17 protein-coding genes are annotated in these 17,863 nt (G+C 51.3%); 14 read left to right on the top strand and 3 right to left on the bottom strand.

Annotated elements, in window-relative coordinates; translation table 11 throughout:
* Positions 1-285 precede the first annotated feature (285 nt).
* From SH451x_RS10020 to SH451x_RS10010, 3 genes are all read right to left on the bottom strand, one after another.
* Positions 286-1,146 carry a fumarylacetoacetate hydrolase family protein gene (locus tag SH451x_RS10020; RefSeq protein WP_479362319.1) on the bottom strand — a complete coding sequence of 287 codons (861 nt, stop codon included), beginning with the start codon at positions 1,144-1,146 and terminating at the stop codon, positions 286-288.
* Between the two features lie 12 nt (positions 1,147-1,158).
* On the bottom strand, positions 1,159-2,157 hold the full coding sequence (locus SH451x_RS10015; protein WP_479362318.1) for a site-2 protease family protein: 999 nt from the start codon (positions 2,155-2,157) through the stop codon (positions 1,159-1,161).
* Positions 2,158-2,465: 308 nt separating this feature from the next.
* Complete coding sequence (locus SH451x_RS10010; RefSeq protein ID WP_479362317.1) at positions 2,466-2,660, bottom strand: hypothetical protein; 195 nt, start codon at positions 2,658-2,660, stop codon at positions 2,466-2,468.
* 36 nt (positions 2,661-2,696) lie between these two features.
* On the opposite strand from SH451x_RS10010, the gene SH451x_RS10005 reads away from it, so the two are divergent.
* The 14 genes from SH451x_RS10005 (at position 2,697) to SH451x_RS09940 (ending at position 17,834) form a co-directional block, all read left to right on the top strand.
* Complete coding sequence (locus tag SH451x_RS10005; RefSeq protein ID WP_479362316.1) at positions 2,697-4,055, top strand: PQQ-binding-like beta-propeller repeat protein; 1,359 nt, start codon at positions 2,697-2,699, stop codon at positions 4,053-4,055.
* Positions 4,056-4,090: 35 nt separating this feature from the next.
* Positions 4,091-5,233 carry an endo-1,4-beta-xylanase gene (locus SH451x_RS10000; RefSeq protein ID WP_479362314.1) on the top strand — a complete coding sequence of 381 codons (1,143 nt, stop codon included), beginning with the start codon at positions 4,091-4,093 and terminating at the stop codon, positions 5,231-5,233.
* Positions 5,234-5,980: 747 nt separating this feature from the next.
* A complete protein-coding gene (locus SH451x_RS09995; RefSeq protein ID WP_479362313.1) occupies positions 5,981-7,288 on the top strand; it encodes a homoserine dehydrogenase in 1,308 nt (435 codons plus the stop codon).
* Positions 7,289-7,366: 78 nt separating this feature from the next.
* Complete coding sequence (locus tag SH451x_RS09990; protein ID WP_479362312.1) at positions 7,367-8,581, top strand: cofactor-independent phosphoglycerate mutase; 1,215 nt, start codon at positions 7,367-7,369, stop codon at positions 8,579-8,581.
* 197 nt (positions 8,582-8,778) lie between these two features.
* Positions 8,779-10,563, top strand: coding sequence for an aspartate kinase (locus SH451x_RS09985; protein ID WP_479362311.1), 1,785 nt, complete (start codon positions 8,779-8,781; stop codon positions 10,561-10,563).
* Between the two features lie 224 nt (positions 10,564-10,787).
* A complete protein-coding gene (locus SH451x_RS09980; RefSeq protein WP_479362310.1) occupies positions 10,788-11,432 on the top strand; it encodes an FHA domain-containing protein in 645 nt (214 codons plus the stop codon).
* Positions 11,433-12,019: 587 nt separating this feature from the next.
* Positions 12,020-13,039, top strand: coding sequence for a DUF1559 family PulG-like putative transporter (locus SH451x_RS09975; RefSeq protein ID WP_479362309.1), 1,020 nt, complete (start codon positions 12,020-12,022; stop codon positions 13,037-13,039).
* Positions 13,032-13,502, top strand: a complete 471-nt coding sequence (locus SH451x_RS09970) for a hypothetical protein (protein ID WP_479362308.1) — start codon at positions 13,032-13,034, stop codon at positions 13,500-13,502. Before SH451x_RS09975 ends, SH451x_RS09970 begins: the two co-directional genes overlap by 8 nt.
* A gap of 110 nt (positions 13,503-13,612) precedes the next feature.
* Positions 13,613-14,119, top strand: coding sequence for a hypothetical protein (locus SH451x_RS09965; protein ID WP_479362307.1), 507 nt, complete (start codon positions 13,613-13,615; stop codon positions 14,117-14,119).
* A 60-nt stretch (positions 14,120-14,179) separates the two neighbouring features.
* Positions 14,180-14,491, top strand: a complete 312-nt coding sequence (locus SH451x_RS09960) for a hypothetical protein (protein ID WP_479362306.1) — start codon at positions 14,180-14,182, stop codon at positions 14,489-14,491.
* Positions 14,492-14,883: 392 nt separating this feature from the next.
* Positions 14,884-15,084: a hypothetical protein gene (locus SH451x_RS09955; RefSeq protein WP_479362305.1), complete on the top strand. Its 201-nt coding sequence runs from the start codon at positions 14,884-14,886 to the stop codon at positions 15,082-15,084.
* A 625-nt stretch (positions 15,085-15,709) separates the two neighbouring features.
* Positions 15,710-16,432 carry a hypothetical protein gene (locus SH451x_RS09950; RefSeq protein WP_479362304.1) on the top strand — a complete coding sequence of 241 codons (723 nt, stop codon included), beginning with the start codon at positions 15,710-15,712 and terminating at the stop codon, positions 16,430-16,432.
* A gap of 267 nt (positions 16,433-16,699) precedes the next feature.
* Positions 16,700-17,182 (top strand): hypothetical protein, encoded by a 483-nt coding sequence (locus SH451x_RS09945; RefSeq protein WP_479362303.1) that lies wholly within the window; start codon positions 16,700-16,702, stop codon positions 17,180-17,182.
* A gap of 100 nt (positions 17,183-17,282) precedes the next feature.
* Positions 17,283-17,834, top strand: coding sequence for an RDD family protein (locus SH451x_RS09940; protein ID WP_479362302.1), 552 nt, complete (start codon positions 17,283-17,285; stop codon positions 17,832-17,834).
* Positions 17,835-17,863: the final 29 nt, after the last annotated feature.

Raw genomic sequence — 17,863 nt, 5'->3', positions numbered from 1 at the left:
GGAAACAGATGCAAGCGCATCGTAGCTGGCTTCGCCTAGAAGCCGGTCCTGCATTGGAAAGCTCTACTGTTTCGCCACGAGCACTGCTGGGCGAGCCAGCAGTGGCACCCGTTTTCCGGAATTTGCATCCAGGGGAAAAGCATCCTGATTCGCCCGCGTTCTGGCGAACGCAGCTAGCTGTTTCGCCACGATCACTGCTGGGCGAGCCAGCAGTGGCACACTTTTGAGAGAGCTTATACGAACGAAAAGCTGGCCCTCAAACCTCCGCCCAACACTCAAGCGCAGCTATGCGTTACGAACACAGCGATTGGTAATTTTGCCGACTTCGCTGATTTCGATTTCAACTACATCACCGTCTTGCAAGAATCTTGGCGGATTTCGCGCCATGCCAACTCCTGGCGGCGTTCCGGTGTAAATAACGTCGCCCGGGTCCAACGTCATCACTTGCGATATGTATGAAACTAATTTTGCGGGTCCGAAAATCATCTCTCGGGTGCTACCATCTTGCAAGACTTCGCCGTTGATCGTGCACCGCACGCTCAGATTGCAAGGATCAACAATTTCACTCGACCTTACAATCGCTGGTCCCAGAGGAGCGAATGTGTCAAACGACTTGCCTAAAAACCATTGCTTGCCCGGCTTTCCAGTCTGCCAATCTCGTGCCGAGACGTCGTGCCCAACGCTGTAACCAAATATTGCCTCCGCCGCAGCAAATTCGTCGATGTCCTTGACCCGCTTGCCAATAACGATCACCAATTCCGCTTCGTAGTCAACTTTATCACTGACGCGTGGCAGTACGATATGTTCGCCATCGCCAATCATCGACGTAGGCATCTTGCAAAAGACGATCGGCTCTTCTGGAATAGCCGCACCTGTCTCCTCAGCATGATCGCGATAATTCAGACCGATACATAGGATCTTCCCTACCTCGCTGAGCGGCGCAAGCACTTGCAAGGGCTCTTCGGAAATCCCCAGACGCTTGGACAGATATTCAATGCGGGATTCGTACGTGTACCAGTTGGTTATGACTTCGTTGGTGCTGGTTGGCAACGTAGGATCGGCGATCGTGATGTCTTGAATTCCCGAGCTCGTGAGCAGACCCCAGCCAATTGTTTTGTTCGGACGGCGAAATCGACAGATTTTCATTTTCGTTCTTTGCTATAACATGATGATTGGTCGCGCTGGAATGCATAGAATCGGTAGCGTTAGCGATATAAACGCTAGCACCGTTCGCCAGCTTCCTATCTTGCGTTGGTCGTTGCGGCTGGGCGGATGTCCAAGTCCGATAAACCATACCAAGATGAGCATTAAGATAAATACCGGCTGGTTACTGTAAATCAGATATGCAACGCTGCTGAAGTAAGCGGTTCGTGCCACCCACACCGAATTCTTCCCAAGCAAACCGAATACAACGTGCCCGCCATCCAGCTGGCTGATCGGCATCATGTTGATTCCAGTAACGAGTAAGCCTATCCATGCAGCCATCAACAGCGGTGACGCAGCAGATGCACTAAAACCGTCGGACACGCCAAACGTTTTCGTCTGCATAAAGTAATCTAGCAACTGCAACAGAAGGGGCTCACCAAATCGCAGACCATTGGTCACAGCAAATTCTGGTTGCGTCTGGTACTTCAGTCCAATGATGGCCAGCGGTATCGCAACGACTAAACCGGCCAACGGACCAGCAATTCCAATATCGAAAATCTGCCGTCGATCTGCGCTGCGGCCATCCATCATGATCAGCGCGCCGCACGTACCAAACGGATTGAACGGAAAGGGGATAAAGATCGGATAGGACGATTCAACACGATAGATGCGTGTCATCACGTAATGCCCCATCTCATGCGCTAACAAGATACCCAGCAGAGCGCCCGAAAAAATAAGGCCCGTCTGCCAGTTCGCGATCAAACATTGTCGTATGCTGATTGCCGACTCTTGCTCCCAAGCCGAGGCAATAATCGTTTCCGGAGCCCACGCTGTTACACCAGCCCAGAATGTTGAAAAAACGGTTAAGACGAACATCAACGTCGGAAAAAACCATCGCTGAGTTCGAGGCTTCTCGGGAGCGAAATCTTCGTCGATCGTGATTGTGGCAGGTCGCAACTCGCTAAAGATGCGTTCCGTCTCTAATCCGAGGGGGTCCAAACGATTTGACAAGTCCAAGCTCTTTCGTACGACCGTAACAGTTAATCCGTCCACATCCACCATGGACCCTACGTCGCCAGCCCTCTCAGGGATCGCGCCACGTTATCAGATGCTAACGCCCGTCGATTTTACGGTAATTGTTGCTCAGCGCTAATCGCATGCTCAACGTTCCCCTAAACTTCGTCAAAATTTCGCTGCTCCGAGTCCATTTGGATAGGCTCATCCTTGACGGTTGCGGGCTTTCCTACGCTCCGGGCATCAAAATGCCACCAGGAACGGCAAAATCGAGCAGCACTTCGCAACTGCTCACGATCCCAGAATCAGGGCCGAACGGACAAAGCTCCGCTCGGCCATCTTTCGCATTCTGCTTGATCGGTCCACAATAATGCTCCAGGATTGTGTCGCTGCTTGATCGACAGAACCATGTTGCCAGCCTTTCCGCCGTCAAACATGTTCAGGCCGTGCATAGTCCAGCGATTCAACAAAACACAACCGAAGAAGCTTCGAAGCGGCATTTCGCTTCCGGACAAGTCTCGAAACTGAAAACAAATATGAAACACTTAAACGCTTCAACCACCAGACGTCCAAACCTCAGGAAGCTCGGTACGTCCAGCTTGCTTGCCTTCAGTCTATTGGCTGGACAAGCCGCAGCGGAAGACTGGCCGCAGTTCAACGGTCCCGATCGAAACGGCCACCTTGATGAAAAGTATCAGCTGACCGAACTGCCCAAGTCAGGGCTTGTGAAGCTCTGGAGTACGCCGATTTCCGGCGGCTATTCGGGGCCTGCGGTAGCGGACGGCAAAGTCTTCGTATCCGACTTTGTGATTGAGTCGGGCGAGGTGACGAATAACCCAGGGGCTGCCGACAAACTGGTTGGTGCGGAACGATTGCTCTGCTTGGACGAATCAACCGGCAAAATTCTCTGGACGCACAGCGATAAACGCAGCATCGAAGTTTCCTTTGGCTCGGGCCCCCGCACCACTCCGACAATCGATGGCGGACTCGTCTATACCTTGGGCAGCGAAGGGCATTTGGAAGCGCTCGACATCTCGACTGGCAAATTGGTATGGGATGTTTCCCTCAAAGATCAATATGCTGCCAAGACACCGACGTGGGGATTTGCTTCTTCACCTTTGATTCATGGCGACCTCCTTTACACGCTGGCTGGAGGCGAGGGGAGCATTGTCGTTGCCCTCGATAAGCGAACTGGAAAGGAAGCCTGGAAGTCGGTGTCGGCGTCTGGGATCGGCTATTGCCCTCCGATGCTGATAACGATCGGCGACGATCAACTTTTGCTCGCCTGGGATGCAGAAAAGCTGAACTGCCTTGACCTCAAGAGCGGCCGCGTGTACTGGTCGGAACCGCTGTCGCCCAGTTACGAGATGGCGATCGCTCCGCCGCTTCAGAATGGCGATCGTTTGTACGTTAGCGGCATCGGCGAAATCGGTCGGATGTATCGCATCAAGCCAGACAATAGCGGACTCGAAACGCTGTGGACAGGAACCCCGAAAACCGCGGCCTACTTCTCCAATGCTGCTGGAATTTTCACTGACAATTTCATCGTCGGTAGCGATTGCGGTAGCGGTAATCTAATAGCGTTCAATGCCCTCGACGGCAAACGCTACTGGGAAACATTGAAGCCAACATCAGGCACCGAACGTCGCGCGAGTCACGGTACCGCCTTCACATTCAAAGGACCGAGCGACGTATACTACTTGTTCAGCGAAACTGGCGATCTGATCGTTGCAGAACTTACGCCGGAGAATTACAAAGAAGTCTCTCGTCAGCACTTGATCGACGCGACCAACAGTTGGCAAGGCCGTGAAGTCGTGTGGGCTTATCCGGCTTTCGCTAACAACACGATCTTCGTACGCAACGATAAAGAAATCGCTGCCTTCCGTTTCAAGTAATCCTCATTTCTCTCTTCTCAAATTAAGTACAAAGCATGACTCATCGCATTTCAGCCGCCTTTTCACTGGTTTTATTGACAGTTTCGACACTGGCAGCCCCCACTACATTGCTGGCTCAAGAAGCTTCTAAAAAAGCGACGACGCTCAAAGAGGCCGTCGGCGGTCGCTTTAAAATTGGAGTTGGTATCAGTGACGATATCGCTTTGCAAAAAGAAAACTGGCCACTTCTCAAGTCGCAATTTCAGATTATTACACCTGAGAATTGCATGAAGCCTCAAGGGGTGCAACCGACCGAAGGCAACTTTAACTTCGACAAGTGCGACGAGTTCGTCAACTTTGCCGTCGAGAATGAACTTGAGATCGTCGGGCATTGTTTAGTTTGGGCAAAGGATGATCGTACTTCAGAGTGGTGGATGAAGCACGGCGGCGAAGAGGTATCAGCGGAAAAACTACTGGAGCGAATGAAGACGCACATCGATACAGTAGCTGGTCGATACGCCGGCAAGATTGCGATGTGGGACGTTGTCAACGAAGCGTTGTCGGACGGCGAAGGCGATTACCTTCGTGATTCCATCTGGTCACGAAAGACAAATGAAGAGTTTATCGTCAAGGCGTTCCAGTATGCTAAGGCAGCTGCACCTGAGGCGCTCTTGATTTACAACGATTATAACTGCTTTCAGCCAGCGAAACGTGAGAAGCTAATTCGGCTGATCAAATCGCTTAAGGAACAAGGCGCGCCGGTCGAAGCTTTCGGATTCCAGGGGCATTTTGAACTCGATAAAATCGCGTTCGATGATATTGAAGCGACGATTGTCGAAATGCGTAAACTAGGTGTAAAGGTGGTCGTCTCGGAACTTGATATCGACGTCGTGTTGCGATCGAAGTGGTGGGCCGAAGATGGTAAGTATCGCGATGAACTAGCCAGCTATGACCCTTACAACGATGGTTGCCCCGAGGAGATTTCTCAACAACTGGCAGACCGCTATGCTCAGATGTTCGCCATGTTCGTCAAGCATGAAGATGTCATCGAAAGAGTATCGTTTTGGAACTTGCATGATGGCCAGAGTTGGTTGAATTATTTTCCGTGGGATCGCACGAATTATCCGTTGCTCTTTGATCGCCAACGCCAGCCCAAACCCGCCTTCGACGCCGTGATTAAGGTGCTGGAAAAGAAGTAGCGTTTCGCATTTTTCAATCGCATCGTAGCTGGCTTCGCCTAGAAGCCGGGGATGTGTTGGGACGCTTTACCGTTACGCCACGAGCATTGCTGTACAAGCCAGCAGTGGCACCCGTTTCAGGAAATGGACCGATTCAGGAAATGGACCCAGGTTCGACCGCATTGTGTTACTGAATCGCGGAGCGATGGCATATTCTAGCCTGGGGTGGAGCGAAATGAGCTGAAGGCGAGTTTACGCGGAACCCCAGGTATATCGCCCCAATGATTTCTGAGTCGCGGAGCGACGGCATATATATCCAGCGTCAGATCAACCTGAGGCCACCGGCGGTTTAACCTTCTGCCGTCGCTCCGCGACTCAAATGCATCTCTTGTATCCCGACCTGGGACTCACGTCCCAGGCTATCGTCTGTCATTGCTCCGCAATTCGGAGATACAAGCGCATCGTAGCTGGCTTCGCCTAGAAGCCGGATATGTGTTGGGACGCTTTGCCCTTACGCCACGAGCACTGCTGGGCAAGCCAGCAGTGGCACCCATTTTCAGAAGTCGGCCCAACATCACTGCTCGGCAAGCCTTGCAGCGGCACTCTTTTCGGAAACGAACTATCTGCGGTACGGATATTCAAATTGCGGTTTTCTGTTACGATTACCGACCAAATTAGGCGAAAGCAGGAACTTAACCGCTTCTTGGAATCATTGGATCGCGGCATTTGTTGAGCCGCTCACGTGTGAATATTATTTCGATGGAATCGATGGAAAAAACAAAAGTTGCGATCGTTGGTATGGGAACGGTCGGAACAGGAGTGGCCAAACTGTTGCTCGACCACGGCGATCGGACTGCTCGGCATGCTGGTCGCGTTCTTTGGCTGGAAAAAGCCATCGTTTCGGATCTGTCCAAACCACGCGAAATCGACTTGCCGGCTGGCATTTTGACCGACGACTTGCAAGAAATCCTACGAGATCCTGAGATAAAAGTCGTCGCACACCTCGTCGGAGGGCTTGAACCGGCCCGCACGATCACGCTGCAGCTGCTGGAAGCCGGCAAAGATGTCGTGACGGCCAACAAAGCTATGCTGGCCGAATTCGGCCCGGAACTGTTCGACAAAGCCCGGCAGTTGGGGCGTTCGATTGCCTTTGAAGCAAGCGTCGGCGGCGGAATTCCTGTAATCGCCAACATCAGCCAGTGCTTCTCCGCAAATCAGATTACATCGTTGGACGGAATTCTGAACGGCACCAGCAACTTTATCATCTGGCAAATGGAAGAAGCGGGTTTGCCTTACGAAGAAGTCGTCGCCGAAGCACAACGCTTGGGATACGCCGAAGCGGATCCGACTATGGATGTAGACGGCAGCGATGCAGCTCAGAAGCTAGCGATCCTCGCCCACCTCGCTTTTGGATCCCGAACTCACTGGAAAGATATACCTCGGCAAGGCCTCGAGGCGTTCGAGCTGTCCGATATCCAGTATGCGCACTCGCTAGGCTATCGAATTCGCCTGATCGCGTCAGCGGAACTTACCGAAGAGGGCCTCAAGCTGTGCGTCGCTCCGACTCTGGTGCGCATCGGTCGCCAATTGGCAGAAGTTCGAGGGCCTTACAACGCTGTTTCAATTATTGGTGATGCTGTCGGAGATATTTTCTTACACGGCCAAGGCGCGGGGCAGATGCCAACGGCGTCAGCGGTCGTTGCCGACATGATCGACACGGCTGTGGGACGTACTGGAATCACTTTCAAGACGTTGGAACTGTGGAGCAATCGACCTTCGAAAGTCGCATTAATCCCGCATGAAAAGACGACTTGCCGTTACTATTTACGATTCTCGGTCAACGATAAACCGGGTGTGCTGGCACAGATCACAGGTATCTTGGGCAAGCAAGGAATATCAATCGCGTCGGTGATTCAGCATGAGCCCAATAACAACTCGGGTGAAGCGATCGTTCCGCTAGTAATCATGACGCATGAAGTCAGCGAAGGTGCTACGGCGGAAGCGGTCAAGCAGATCTGCGACTTGCCGGCGGTAACCGGACCGGCCATCAAACTGCGAGTTCGCAGCAAATCATAACACACTGTTGATTTCGAGCGTTCCGCAACTTTGGTACGCTTGGTCGACTTTTCGCACGATAACAACTGATCATTAAACATGGCAACAAAATACGCGATCATTATACCTGATGGTTGTGCCGACGAACCGCAAGCGGAACTGCAAGGCAAAACGCCTCTGCAAGCGGCTCGCATACCTGCAATGGATTCAATCGCACGAGCAGGCGTCGTCGGGAACACCAATAACGTCCCTCCGCAGTTTACCCCTGGCAGCGAAGTTGCCAACATGTCGCTGATGGGTTACGATCCGCATCAGTTCTTTACCGGTCGAGCTCCGATTGAAGCAGCGGCGCAGGGCATTGAGCTCGGCCCACACGATTGGGCTGTACGCTGCAATATCGTGACCATCATGAATCAGATCATGATCGATTTTACTGCGGACCATATTTCCACGGCCGATGCGACTGAATTGCTAAAGCTTGCGCAGGAGCAACTCGCAACGCCGGAAATTCAGTTCGTGCCCGGTGTCAGCTATCGCAATTTGATGCTCTACCGTCCGACCTCCGGTGATGCTCCGTTTTCGAAAGATACTCGCACGACAGCGCCACATGACTTAACCGACCTAAGCGTTACGGATGACTATCCGCGTGGTCCTGGCAGCGATCTGCTGACCGACCTGATGCACCGGAGTGTTGAGCTTTTCAAGGACCATCCGCTGAACCAACAGCGATCCAATGATGGCCGGTCGCTTGCTACCAATTTATGGTTGTGGGGCTTGGGACGAACGCCTTCGCTCCAGAACTACCATGAACGGTTCGGGCTTTCCGGCGCAATGGTCACCGCAGTCGACTTGTTGCGTGGACTGGCCGCGCTGATCGGTTGGGACCGGATCGAAGTCCCCGGTGCAACAGGCTATCTGGATACGAATTATGCTGGGAAAGGACAAGCGGGCGTTGCGGCGCTCGACAAATACGACGTCGTCTGTGTTCACATTGAAGCGACCGATGAAGCGAGTCACGAGGGACGTGGCGATGAAAAGATCAAAGCGCTGGAATCGATTGACCAGCATATTGTTCAGCCGATCTACGAAAAATTAAAATCGTTTCCTGACTATAGAATCTGGGTTTTGCCGGATCACCCAACTTACGTTCGAACCAAGAAACACGAGCATGGCTTCGTGCCATTTGCGATGGCAGGAACGGGCATCAAGCCGGACCAAGCCACGGAATACAATGAAGTGGAATCTGCAAAATCAGAATTACATTTAGACGCAGGTTGGGAGCTGATGGAAAAATTCGTTGGCTCTACCTTTTAGTCGTCAGGAATTTTAGTCAATTACAGAAGTGACGGTAGCTGCGTTCGCCTAGAACGCGGGGCACGCAAAGTTGATCAAGGCATCCGTCGTTTATGCTGCTGGTAGAGGCAGCTACGGAAGCATACTTACGCACAAGAAGTTTACACTCAAGGATTAAGCTTTAGGTCCGACATCCGGTCGGCGAACTGGAAACAAACATGGCGATACTGGTACAGAAATTTGGCGGTTCAAGCGTTGCGACTCCTGAAAAAATTATGGCAGCCGCGCGTAAAGCGATCCGAGCGCAACAAGATGGTTATCAAGTTGTCGTCGTCGTCAGTGCGATGGGCGACAACACCGACAATTTGATCGAGCTTGCACAGCAGATCAATTTGGAACCATCCGCGAGAGAAATGGACATGCTACTGTCGACTGGCGAACAAGTTAGCGTCGCCTTGATGGCCATGGCCGTACAACGTTTTGGGCACGAGGCCGTGTCGCTGACGGGTGGACAGATCGGCATTCGCACTGACAGTTCCTTTAGCAAAGCGCGCATACGTTCGATTTCAACGGATCGAATCAAGAAGCTACTTGATCAAGGCAACATCGTGATTGCCGCTGGGTTTCAGGGGATTGATGAAGATTTGAACATTACGACGCTTGGACGTGGCGGCAGCGATACTACGGCCGTTGCTTTGGCTGCCGTGCTTGAAGCGAGCGCTTGTGAGATTTTTACTGACGTCGATGGCGTTTACACAACTGACCCTCGGATCCTACCAGAGGCTAGGCAGGTTTCCCAAATCAGCTACGACGAAATGCTGGAATTGGCGAGCTTAGGTGCTGGCGTAATGCATAATCGTTCGATCGAGTTTGCTAAGAAGTTCGACGTCCCAATCCGTGTTCGCAGCAGTTTCTCCGATGCGCCGGGCACCATGATTGTCGCGAGCAGCGAATCGGAAACTGCGCCCGTGTGCGGAGCAGCTTTGACACGCAACGAAGCTCGACTGACGATTCAGCGAGTTGCCGATCGACCAGGGACCAGCTTCCAGATTTTCAAACGACTGGCTGATCGCAAAATCGATGTCGATATGATCGTGCAAAACGTCGGCTCGGATGGCACCGCGAATATATCGTTTACCGTTCCTGAAGGAGAACTGAAGCAGACGCTGAAGGCTCTGGAAGAAGCAAAAGCCACAGTGGGTGCGGCGGGGATCAGTGTCGACAAGAGTGTTGCGAAAGTTTCCGTCGTTGGCTTGGGGATGTCGGAGCAAACCGGGATTGCCCACAAAATGTTCAGCTCGCTAGCCGAAGCCGGCGTGAACCTGCAAATGATTTCGACCAGCGAGATCAAGATCAGTGTTTTGGTCGACCGTGCGTCGGCCGAAAACGCGTTGCGTGCAGTGCATCAAGCCTTCGGACTTGCCAAAGCACCTGCCGACGCAAAAATTTGGGCCGAAACGGAACTTCGCGGGCATGCCGCAACTTCCCCTGAGCAAGTGTTGGAACGCCTGCAAAGCTCCGACATGGAACGGCTTACGCTCAGCGACATTGCCCTCGTCGAACAGCAGTCTCGAATCACGCTTGAAGGAGTCGCCGACCGTCCAGGAGTCGCGGCGGAGATCTTTGAAACGGTGGGCCGCAATGGCGTTTTCGTTGATATGATCGTGCAAAGTTACGACGGCGAAGCCGAAACAAATAGTATCAGCTTTACTATTCCACGAGAACAGTATGAAAGTTGCTTGAAGATTCTCGGAACGATCCAATCAAGCGTTGGCACGGTGGCGTCTAGCAAAGATATTGCGAAACTTAGTGTCAGTGGCATTGGTTTACGAAGTCATACGAGTGTTGCGATCAACATGTTTGAGGCGTTGGCGGATCGGGGAATAAACGTTCAAATGATCAATACCAGCGAGCTGCGCGTGAATGCCGTTGTGGCAGGAGGCGACGGCAAAGCCGGGTTGCAGGCCTTGAATGATAAATTTCGCGGGCTGAATCAGATTTAGAGGCCGAAATACAAAGATTCCCTGGAAAGAGCTGGTTTCGACCGGCTTGAAACAGCGCCGTATGATAGTTTTGTATTTCGAGGACGGCACCATTTTTGGCTAAAATCAGGATTCCCTGACTGCGATACATTACCAAAGGACTACGCGCAGGAAAAAATCGTAGATAATTGGACCAATGGACTGACAAACGTAACCTTTTCAACCGTTGTCGACTGTCAAACTAAATGGCTAAGATCAGCATCCAAGTGCTTCAAGGGGCGGACCGCGGAAAGACTTTCTCCGAGCTCCATACGCCGATCACCGTCGGACGGGAGGAAGGTAATTCGGTCCAATTGAACGATGAACGCATCAGTCGCTTTCATGTCAAAATTCAGGAGGACAACGAGCGTTTAGTGCTGACTGATCTCGATAGCACCAACGGCACGCAAGTAAACGGCCAAGACTGCCAGTTGCGAATCCTCCGCGTGGGCGACATCGTCGCAGTTGGAAGATCGGTACTGCTGATCGGTTCGAAAGAGGAAATCGCCGATCATGTCGAATCATTGACGGCTACGGACGAAGGCACCGATCACGACGGCGTCGAGCACGATTTCGAATTGGCAAGCGATGTGATGGCCATTTCGGAGCAGATCCGTTCTTCCCGTGAGCAATACTTGGTACCCGAACGCCTGACGCCGTGCCAAGCCGCTCAGTTGGCTGAGCTGCTGGAAAATATCGGCCAGCAGCTTAATACGGTGATTGGAGCAAGCCGTGTGTCGGAGGAGAAGGAAAGTGTACTAATCAAGCAGGGTCAGTGGCAAATGCTGTTGGACTTGAGTGCTAACCTTGCGACCGTCGTCCGTGGCATCGGCGACCCACATTCGGCGTAGATCGTTGATAAAAAGCGTGCCACTGCTAGCTTGTCCAGCAGTGCTCGTGGCCCTCTCCCCGTAGCTGCGTTCGCCTAGAACGCGGAAATCTCGTAGCTGCGTTCGCCAGAACGCGGTTGAACCGGGGTGCGTGTCCCGTAATCGGTGCGTTACTTAAAAAGCAAGAAATGACTTCCTGAATCGGGTGCCACAGCTGGCTTGTCCAGCAGTGCTCATGGCGAAACAGCAAACCTTTCCAATACATCCCCGACTTCTAGGCGAAGCCAGCTACGATGCGCTTGGCTTGCGCGTGCTTCCGCCTGAAGGCGGTACTACGAACAGATTCCTGAAAAGGGTGCCACTGCTGGCTTGCCCAGCAGTGCTCGTGGCGAAACAGCACAGCTCCACACGACGTCCCCCGGCTTCTAGACGAAGCCAGCTACAATGCAACGGGCTAATCGACCAACCAAATACCAGTTCCAGCTTGATTTATCAGCCATTTAGCCAAGTTTCTGTCGACACGGCACCTGTGAAAGTTCATAATCGACCTGTCTTTGGTCGGACGAATCCCCTCTTACACAGCCCATTTTTGCTGATCAATCGGCGTTATGAACAATCCACCCAAAGAGCGATTCCAGGCGTTTACTCTAGTTGAACTCCTTGTTGTACTTGCCATCATCGGCATCTTAGCTTGTTTAACGTTGCCAGCGGTCAGCCAAGCTCGAGAAGCGGCGAGAGCTGCGAAATGCAAAAGCAATCTGCATCAGATTGAGCTTGCGACCGACATGTTTCATGACACCTTCAATGCTTACCCACCAGCTCGCTATCAACCGCGTCCCGATAGCCCGCCAGAGATGGCTTGCGGTGGTTCTGAGTCGACTTGGTTGGCACGCATCCTACCGTACCTCGACAATGTTGCGGCTGCCAAGATGTGGGACCATTCGGCACCGTACAGTACGCAGAGCGAGTTGGCGAGAGTTATTGCGACCGATATATATCGCTGTCCGTCACGACGTTCAAGCGGCCAAAACTTTGGTCGAGGGTATGTCATCGCCGCCAAAATGGAATGGGTCATCTTGCCGTGCGGTTGTCGAGTCCGGCAGCCCGGCAGCAGCACCGTTGTTGCCTCCGGTGCAGTGGGTGACTATGGCGGCAATCATGGAGATCTTTCTCCAGGAGCCTACGGTCTACCTACCGATTTTTATTACGGCGGCAACGGCAACGGCATTATCGTGACCAGTCACGCAGAATGTGTCGATGGCTTGCCGGTCGACTGGACCGATCGCGTCACCCGCGCCTCTGTCACTGATGGGCTCAGCAACACGATCATGTTGGGGGAGATGCATGCAACCTTAGGCAAATTGACACAGTCGCCCTTTGACGCGTTTATCTATAACGGCGAAGAGTTCCAGAATTCGACTCGAGTTGGCGGACCTACCGTCCCGATCGTGCAAGATATTCGGGATGAATCTAATGGACTTGTATCATGGGGCAGCTGGCATGTAGGACTTTGTCATTTCGCATTTGCCGACGGTAGCATTCGGTCTGTTTCGAACACGATCGATACCGATGTCCTTGGTGAACTTTGCAATCGTCGCGACGGAAGAGTATCGATCCGAAGTGAGTAGTCTATCGAAACTTCTCTTCCTGGCACTCCTTTGTGTGTTAGGTGCAACGGGCTGCTCACGAGCCTCCAGGGCCTATCCAGTTCAAGGAACGGTGGCTTTCCCCGACGGAAAGCCGGTTCATGTTGGCACGATAGAACTGCGTTCGCGTACACAACCAGTTCAGGCGCGAGGGCAGATTGAGACCGATGGCACCTTTACGCTCACCACTTATGAAACTGGTGATGGGGCGATCGAAGGGCTGCATGACTGTGTGATTGTGCAAATGGTGATGGTCGAAGAATTGCCAAGCCATAAGCCAAGCGGATATGGTTTGATCGATCCCAAGTACGCATCGTACAAAACTTCCGGCTTGGAGGTTTCGATCAACGCGAAAGAGCAAAACCAAGTCAACTTAGTCGTCGAACGAATGCGTGACTTCCGCGGTCGCATCAGTGACATCCACGACCACAAACCGGACAACTGAGTTGCTATAGACTGGTGGACCAAACTCAACGGAAACCGGCGCCTCGCTCGTGACTGCGAATCGAGAGGCGCGGTGTAAGAGCGGAGGTAGGAAGAATATGCCTATGATCAATGACAGTTGAATCAACTCTCCGCCGTGTCAGCGCTGAGATTGCCGAAGGCCGTTTATGGAGGGGCAAAGAGATTCTTTCCTCGAGTCTTTCAACCTATGGTTACTCGCGTGAAATCTTTTTTGAGTACGCAAGCTTGCTGATGAAGATGGGTGACGAATTCGAAGCGGGCAAGTTTTTCTTGCTGTCGGTAGATGATCCAGATTCTACACAAGAGCGTGTCATGACGCTGTTTCTTCAAAGGTTCCAACGCGATACCTGGCAGCAACTGCTTTCACGCTTTCCGAGATCCGCGCGCATTGACAGTCGAGAAGGCTACCCCATGTTTCTGCGCAACCAACTGGTACTTCTTCAGATGCCAGAAGCGTTTTTGAAGGAACCAAAATCCGCGAAACCGTTAGGCAGATACATGCGGCTACTGCCAATGGGCTGTATTGTCGTAGTTACTGCAATTGCGATATGTTCGATAGTTGGCGGTTACACGATCCTTAAGTGGCTAATTGGCTGACAGAAAACGCCATTTATATCGTTCGCTTACGATTTCTATTAGATAAGGATGTTGGTTCGCGTGGAAAAAAAGAAGCAACAATGCGTCATTCTACTGATGGCCATAACGCTGGCATTGACCAGTTGGGGATTACTGGGACAGTGCTACCGAGTTGCAATTGAGAATCTTAAGCTGGGAGATTTCCCCTGGTATGGACGTCTGTTAGTTCCAATGACAACCCTTAGCGGAATTACTGGAACGGCTATTGCCATACTTGGTTATCGTTTGTTAGCTCCCCTCGAGCGTTCATCCAGAAGCGGTTCGCGATTTCTCTTGGCCGGATTGTTCGCGGTTGCGCCGACGGTTATCATAATTCTAATGCGTTTAACATAGCTGCATATTTCCCAAGTGATTTTAACAGCCTCTTACGACCTTCGTCCAATTGGGAAGACAGTCATTCTCGGCGTTGTTCATACAGTTGCATTCATTTTCTCATTCTTGATTTTGGGATGTGTTATTGGGACAGTGATGGGTTTCGCATTTTGTACTTACCTTGATGCTACGATGGTGGACTTTGAACATTACAATCAAACCGTACTTTTGTGCAGCATCACTGGCTTACTCGGCGGCTTTATTGCATCGCTGGTCCTGCTGTTTTTTCGCTGGCTAAGGGGTGCAGTGCGTGCTTGAGTCTTTTTTCTGAACTCCTTAGACTTAACCGACCAATGCCGGCAAGCCAGAAGATTGTTACTCGAGCGTACGGCAGTTCACGGAGATTCTGGTACATGCAAACTCTGCTCATGATCGTGTTGGTGGCCACTGCGATATTGGTTGCTCTTTTTGATATGCGTGAGTTATTTGTTTTTTGGTATTCGGAGACGTTGCCCCCAGTGAACTCTCAAGCCATATCACTTGTATTACTTGAATTGATCCTTTGTATCTTCACCGCATTTGTTGTAAGCTTTCGGCTCTACTTGCATCGTTAAATGGCGGGAGACTTCTTATGGCTAATGGCACGCGCCAGAGTAAAATTGCGAGTTACTACATACTCAAGTCATTTCGAAGATCGCTTCAGCGTCGTAAAGAGACTCTGATATGTGGGGTGAGCTCTGCTGTAAAACTCATTAAGAACCGGAGAATGCGACTACAAACGACGAGTGCGCAGCTCCTTATCGCAACGACCGTAATATCGTTTGGAATTGCTGTTCCGACGAACAAAGCGAAACAGATACTGAATACCTGCTCAGATGATCAAAATGGATGCCCAATTGATCTACTCTCGCAGGAGACAGGGGATGCAGTTCAAGAATATTGTGCGCGTAGGCAAATTGTTCCGCTTGAGTCTGCGAGAGTAACGGCTAAGCTTGAGGCATGGACGTTTTCTGATGGCGTTCTTCTACGGCGTAGAGTTACTTTGCAGCCAAGGGGTTCATGGCATCGGACAATGGATGGGACAACCCCTTTTATTGGGGCAGTTGTTCCTCGTTTGAGGTTGGAAACAACTCCATTCGGTGTGAAAATTCTTAATCCATAGTACATCGTTAATGAAACACCCTGGAGCGCCAGCGATTGATTGCCCAGAACGTTCTGATAGCGTTTTCAAATTTTTTTGTGATTCACAACTACACAGGAGTGTTTAACTTCGATTACAAAAGGCTAGCCAAAGCGATTGCGATTCGCGATCAAAGTTACAAATTGCTGATGTGGATTGCCGACGCAGTTGACAGAGGTGTAATTCAACCCTCTCGAGTTGCACATCATTCCGGTGGTCCCAACGCAGCGGCAGAATGGATTCGTTCCAACTACCTGCATATCCGAGAAGACCTTCGACCGCCGCAAGACGAAATCGACGAATTTGCTGCGTTCTTTAGTACTTACTTGACCTCATCTTTTGACGTAATCGAAAAACCGGGTACGAAGGGCGAAGGGCGGACGTACTCTTCATGTTGTTGCTGCGTTTGTGCGCGAATCGTCAATGCCCCGCATCTGCAGGCCAAAAAGATCTTCACACGAGATAAACGACGAGCTGATCTTCTGATGGTCGAGTGCTTATTAGAACTCGCACGAAAGAATAAGCTTGAGATCAGTGAACACTTTGCAGAAGGCCTCCTAACGAGTCAGTGGACCCGTCGCAGTTCTGCCTACCTCGCCTACGGACACTGGCTGATAAAGCGCCTTGATGGCGAATCGGATGGACCAGCTATTCTTGCCCTTTGGCGCATGATCGCTTGGGATCCGCGCGGTGGAATGCGCCGCGGTTTCCAGCTGAGAATCGCTGACTTTAAGACCGCTGAACGCGAACTGCTTGCGCTAATTCGGAACACTATACACTAAATGAATGGTTTCGGACGAACCCCGGCGGACTCTGCATGAGCAAGCAATTTCGTGAATTAGAGCCTGGCAAGTGCTGACAAGAAGTCGATGTCCATAGTGATCATTTGCGATGCAACAATATCCGGGCTAGAAATGTGATATCATCAAGTACGACACCGACTGTTGTTCGTTTATTCCAATCGACTGACGAGGAGATGTATGATGATCGTAAACCGTCACTGGTATTTGCGTTTTGTAGTCACTTTCGTGATGCTTTCTGTATGCTAGATGGCTTTCGCTCAGGAAACTGATCCAACTTCACAGCCGGTGGAAAGTCAGTGGTTGCCCTTGCGAGCGATGCCGGTGGTTGTCGTCGCCAAAATGAATGCAGATTCAGAGGTAGTTGATATACTTCATCCAGTTGAAGAATCTGGTGTCGAGACGGTTGAGTACACCGTACAAGTTCCCGTGATTGCAAATGGAAAAACAACTTATCGTGCTGAAAGTCGCACTCGCACAATACCTAAAACTTACACGAAGCTGGAGCAGAGGCAAATACCGCTGACTGCTGATATGGCTTTCGAAATTGGTGGACAGAGAATCTCAACGGACGACTTAAAAAAGCGACTCAAGGAACCGACGCACGTGCTCTTTGGCGAAATGCCAGACAAATACGCAATTTCGGTTTTGAAAGATGACCTGATCGTGATTATCGATAAATCCATTCCGAAGGCAGCTCCACCCGCAAATCGCAACTCCGGCACCCCTTGAAATCTGCTCTAATGCAGGAGGTTTCTTGCGGCTGCTTTTGCATATTTCAACGCATCTTGCAACCGCATCCATCTATCTTTTATCCAGGGAGTACATCGAATTGGTTGACAACTCATTGGGTGAAGCAGAATTCTACAGACGCGAAGATTATGCAGGTTTCGGGACTCGGTTGCTTGTGCTGGTTATCGATTCTTGTTTACTACTCTTACTTGGGATAGCACTGTGGATGCCGTTTGCTTTTTTGTTGATGGCAGAAGTGATTGCCTTCGATCCGAGCGGCTACTATTTCGTGATCTATCTTCTTGCCATTTGGATCTATCTTGCCCCACTCAAACGGTCTAGTTTTGGTACGATTGGATTCATGCTTTTCAACGTCAAGCTTGTTTCGGTCAAAGGTGGTCGGCCATCTCTGCTGAACATGACTATGCGCATGGTTATGTGGCTGTTTGGGCCATTCAATCTTGTTCTAGACCTCCTCTGGCTTGGGGCAGATACCGAAAGTCAGTCATTGCGGGACTGCTACCTTGGCACTTACCTGATCAAAAAAGATGCACAACCGATTGGCCGCGGAGCCCTACACCTAACACGTTATAACGCGATGGGATTTGCACTCGCATATCCCCGCGTGTGCCGACCGCAAGAGGTCGTTTAACAACATATTGTCCATTGTAGTGGGAACAT

Source organism: Njordella aestuarii (assembly GCF_056494165.1).
This window is presented reverse-complemented; position numbering and strand designations above follow the sequence as displayed.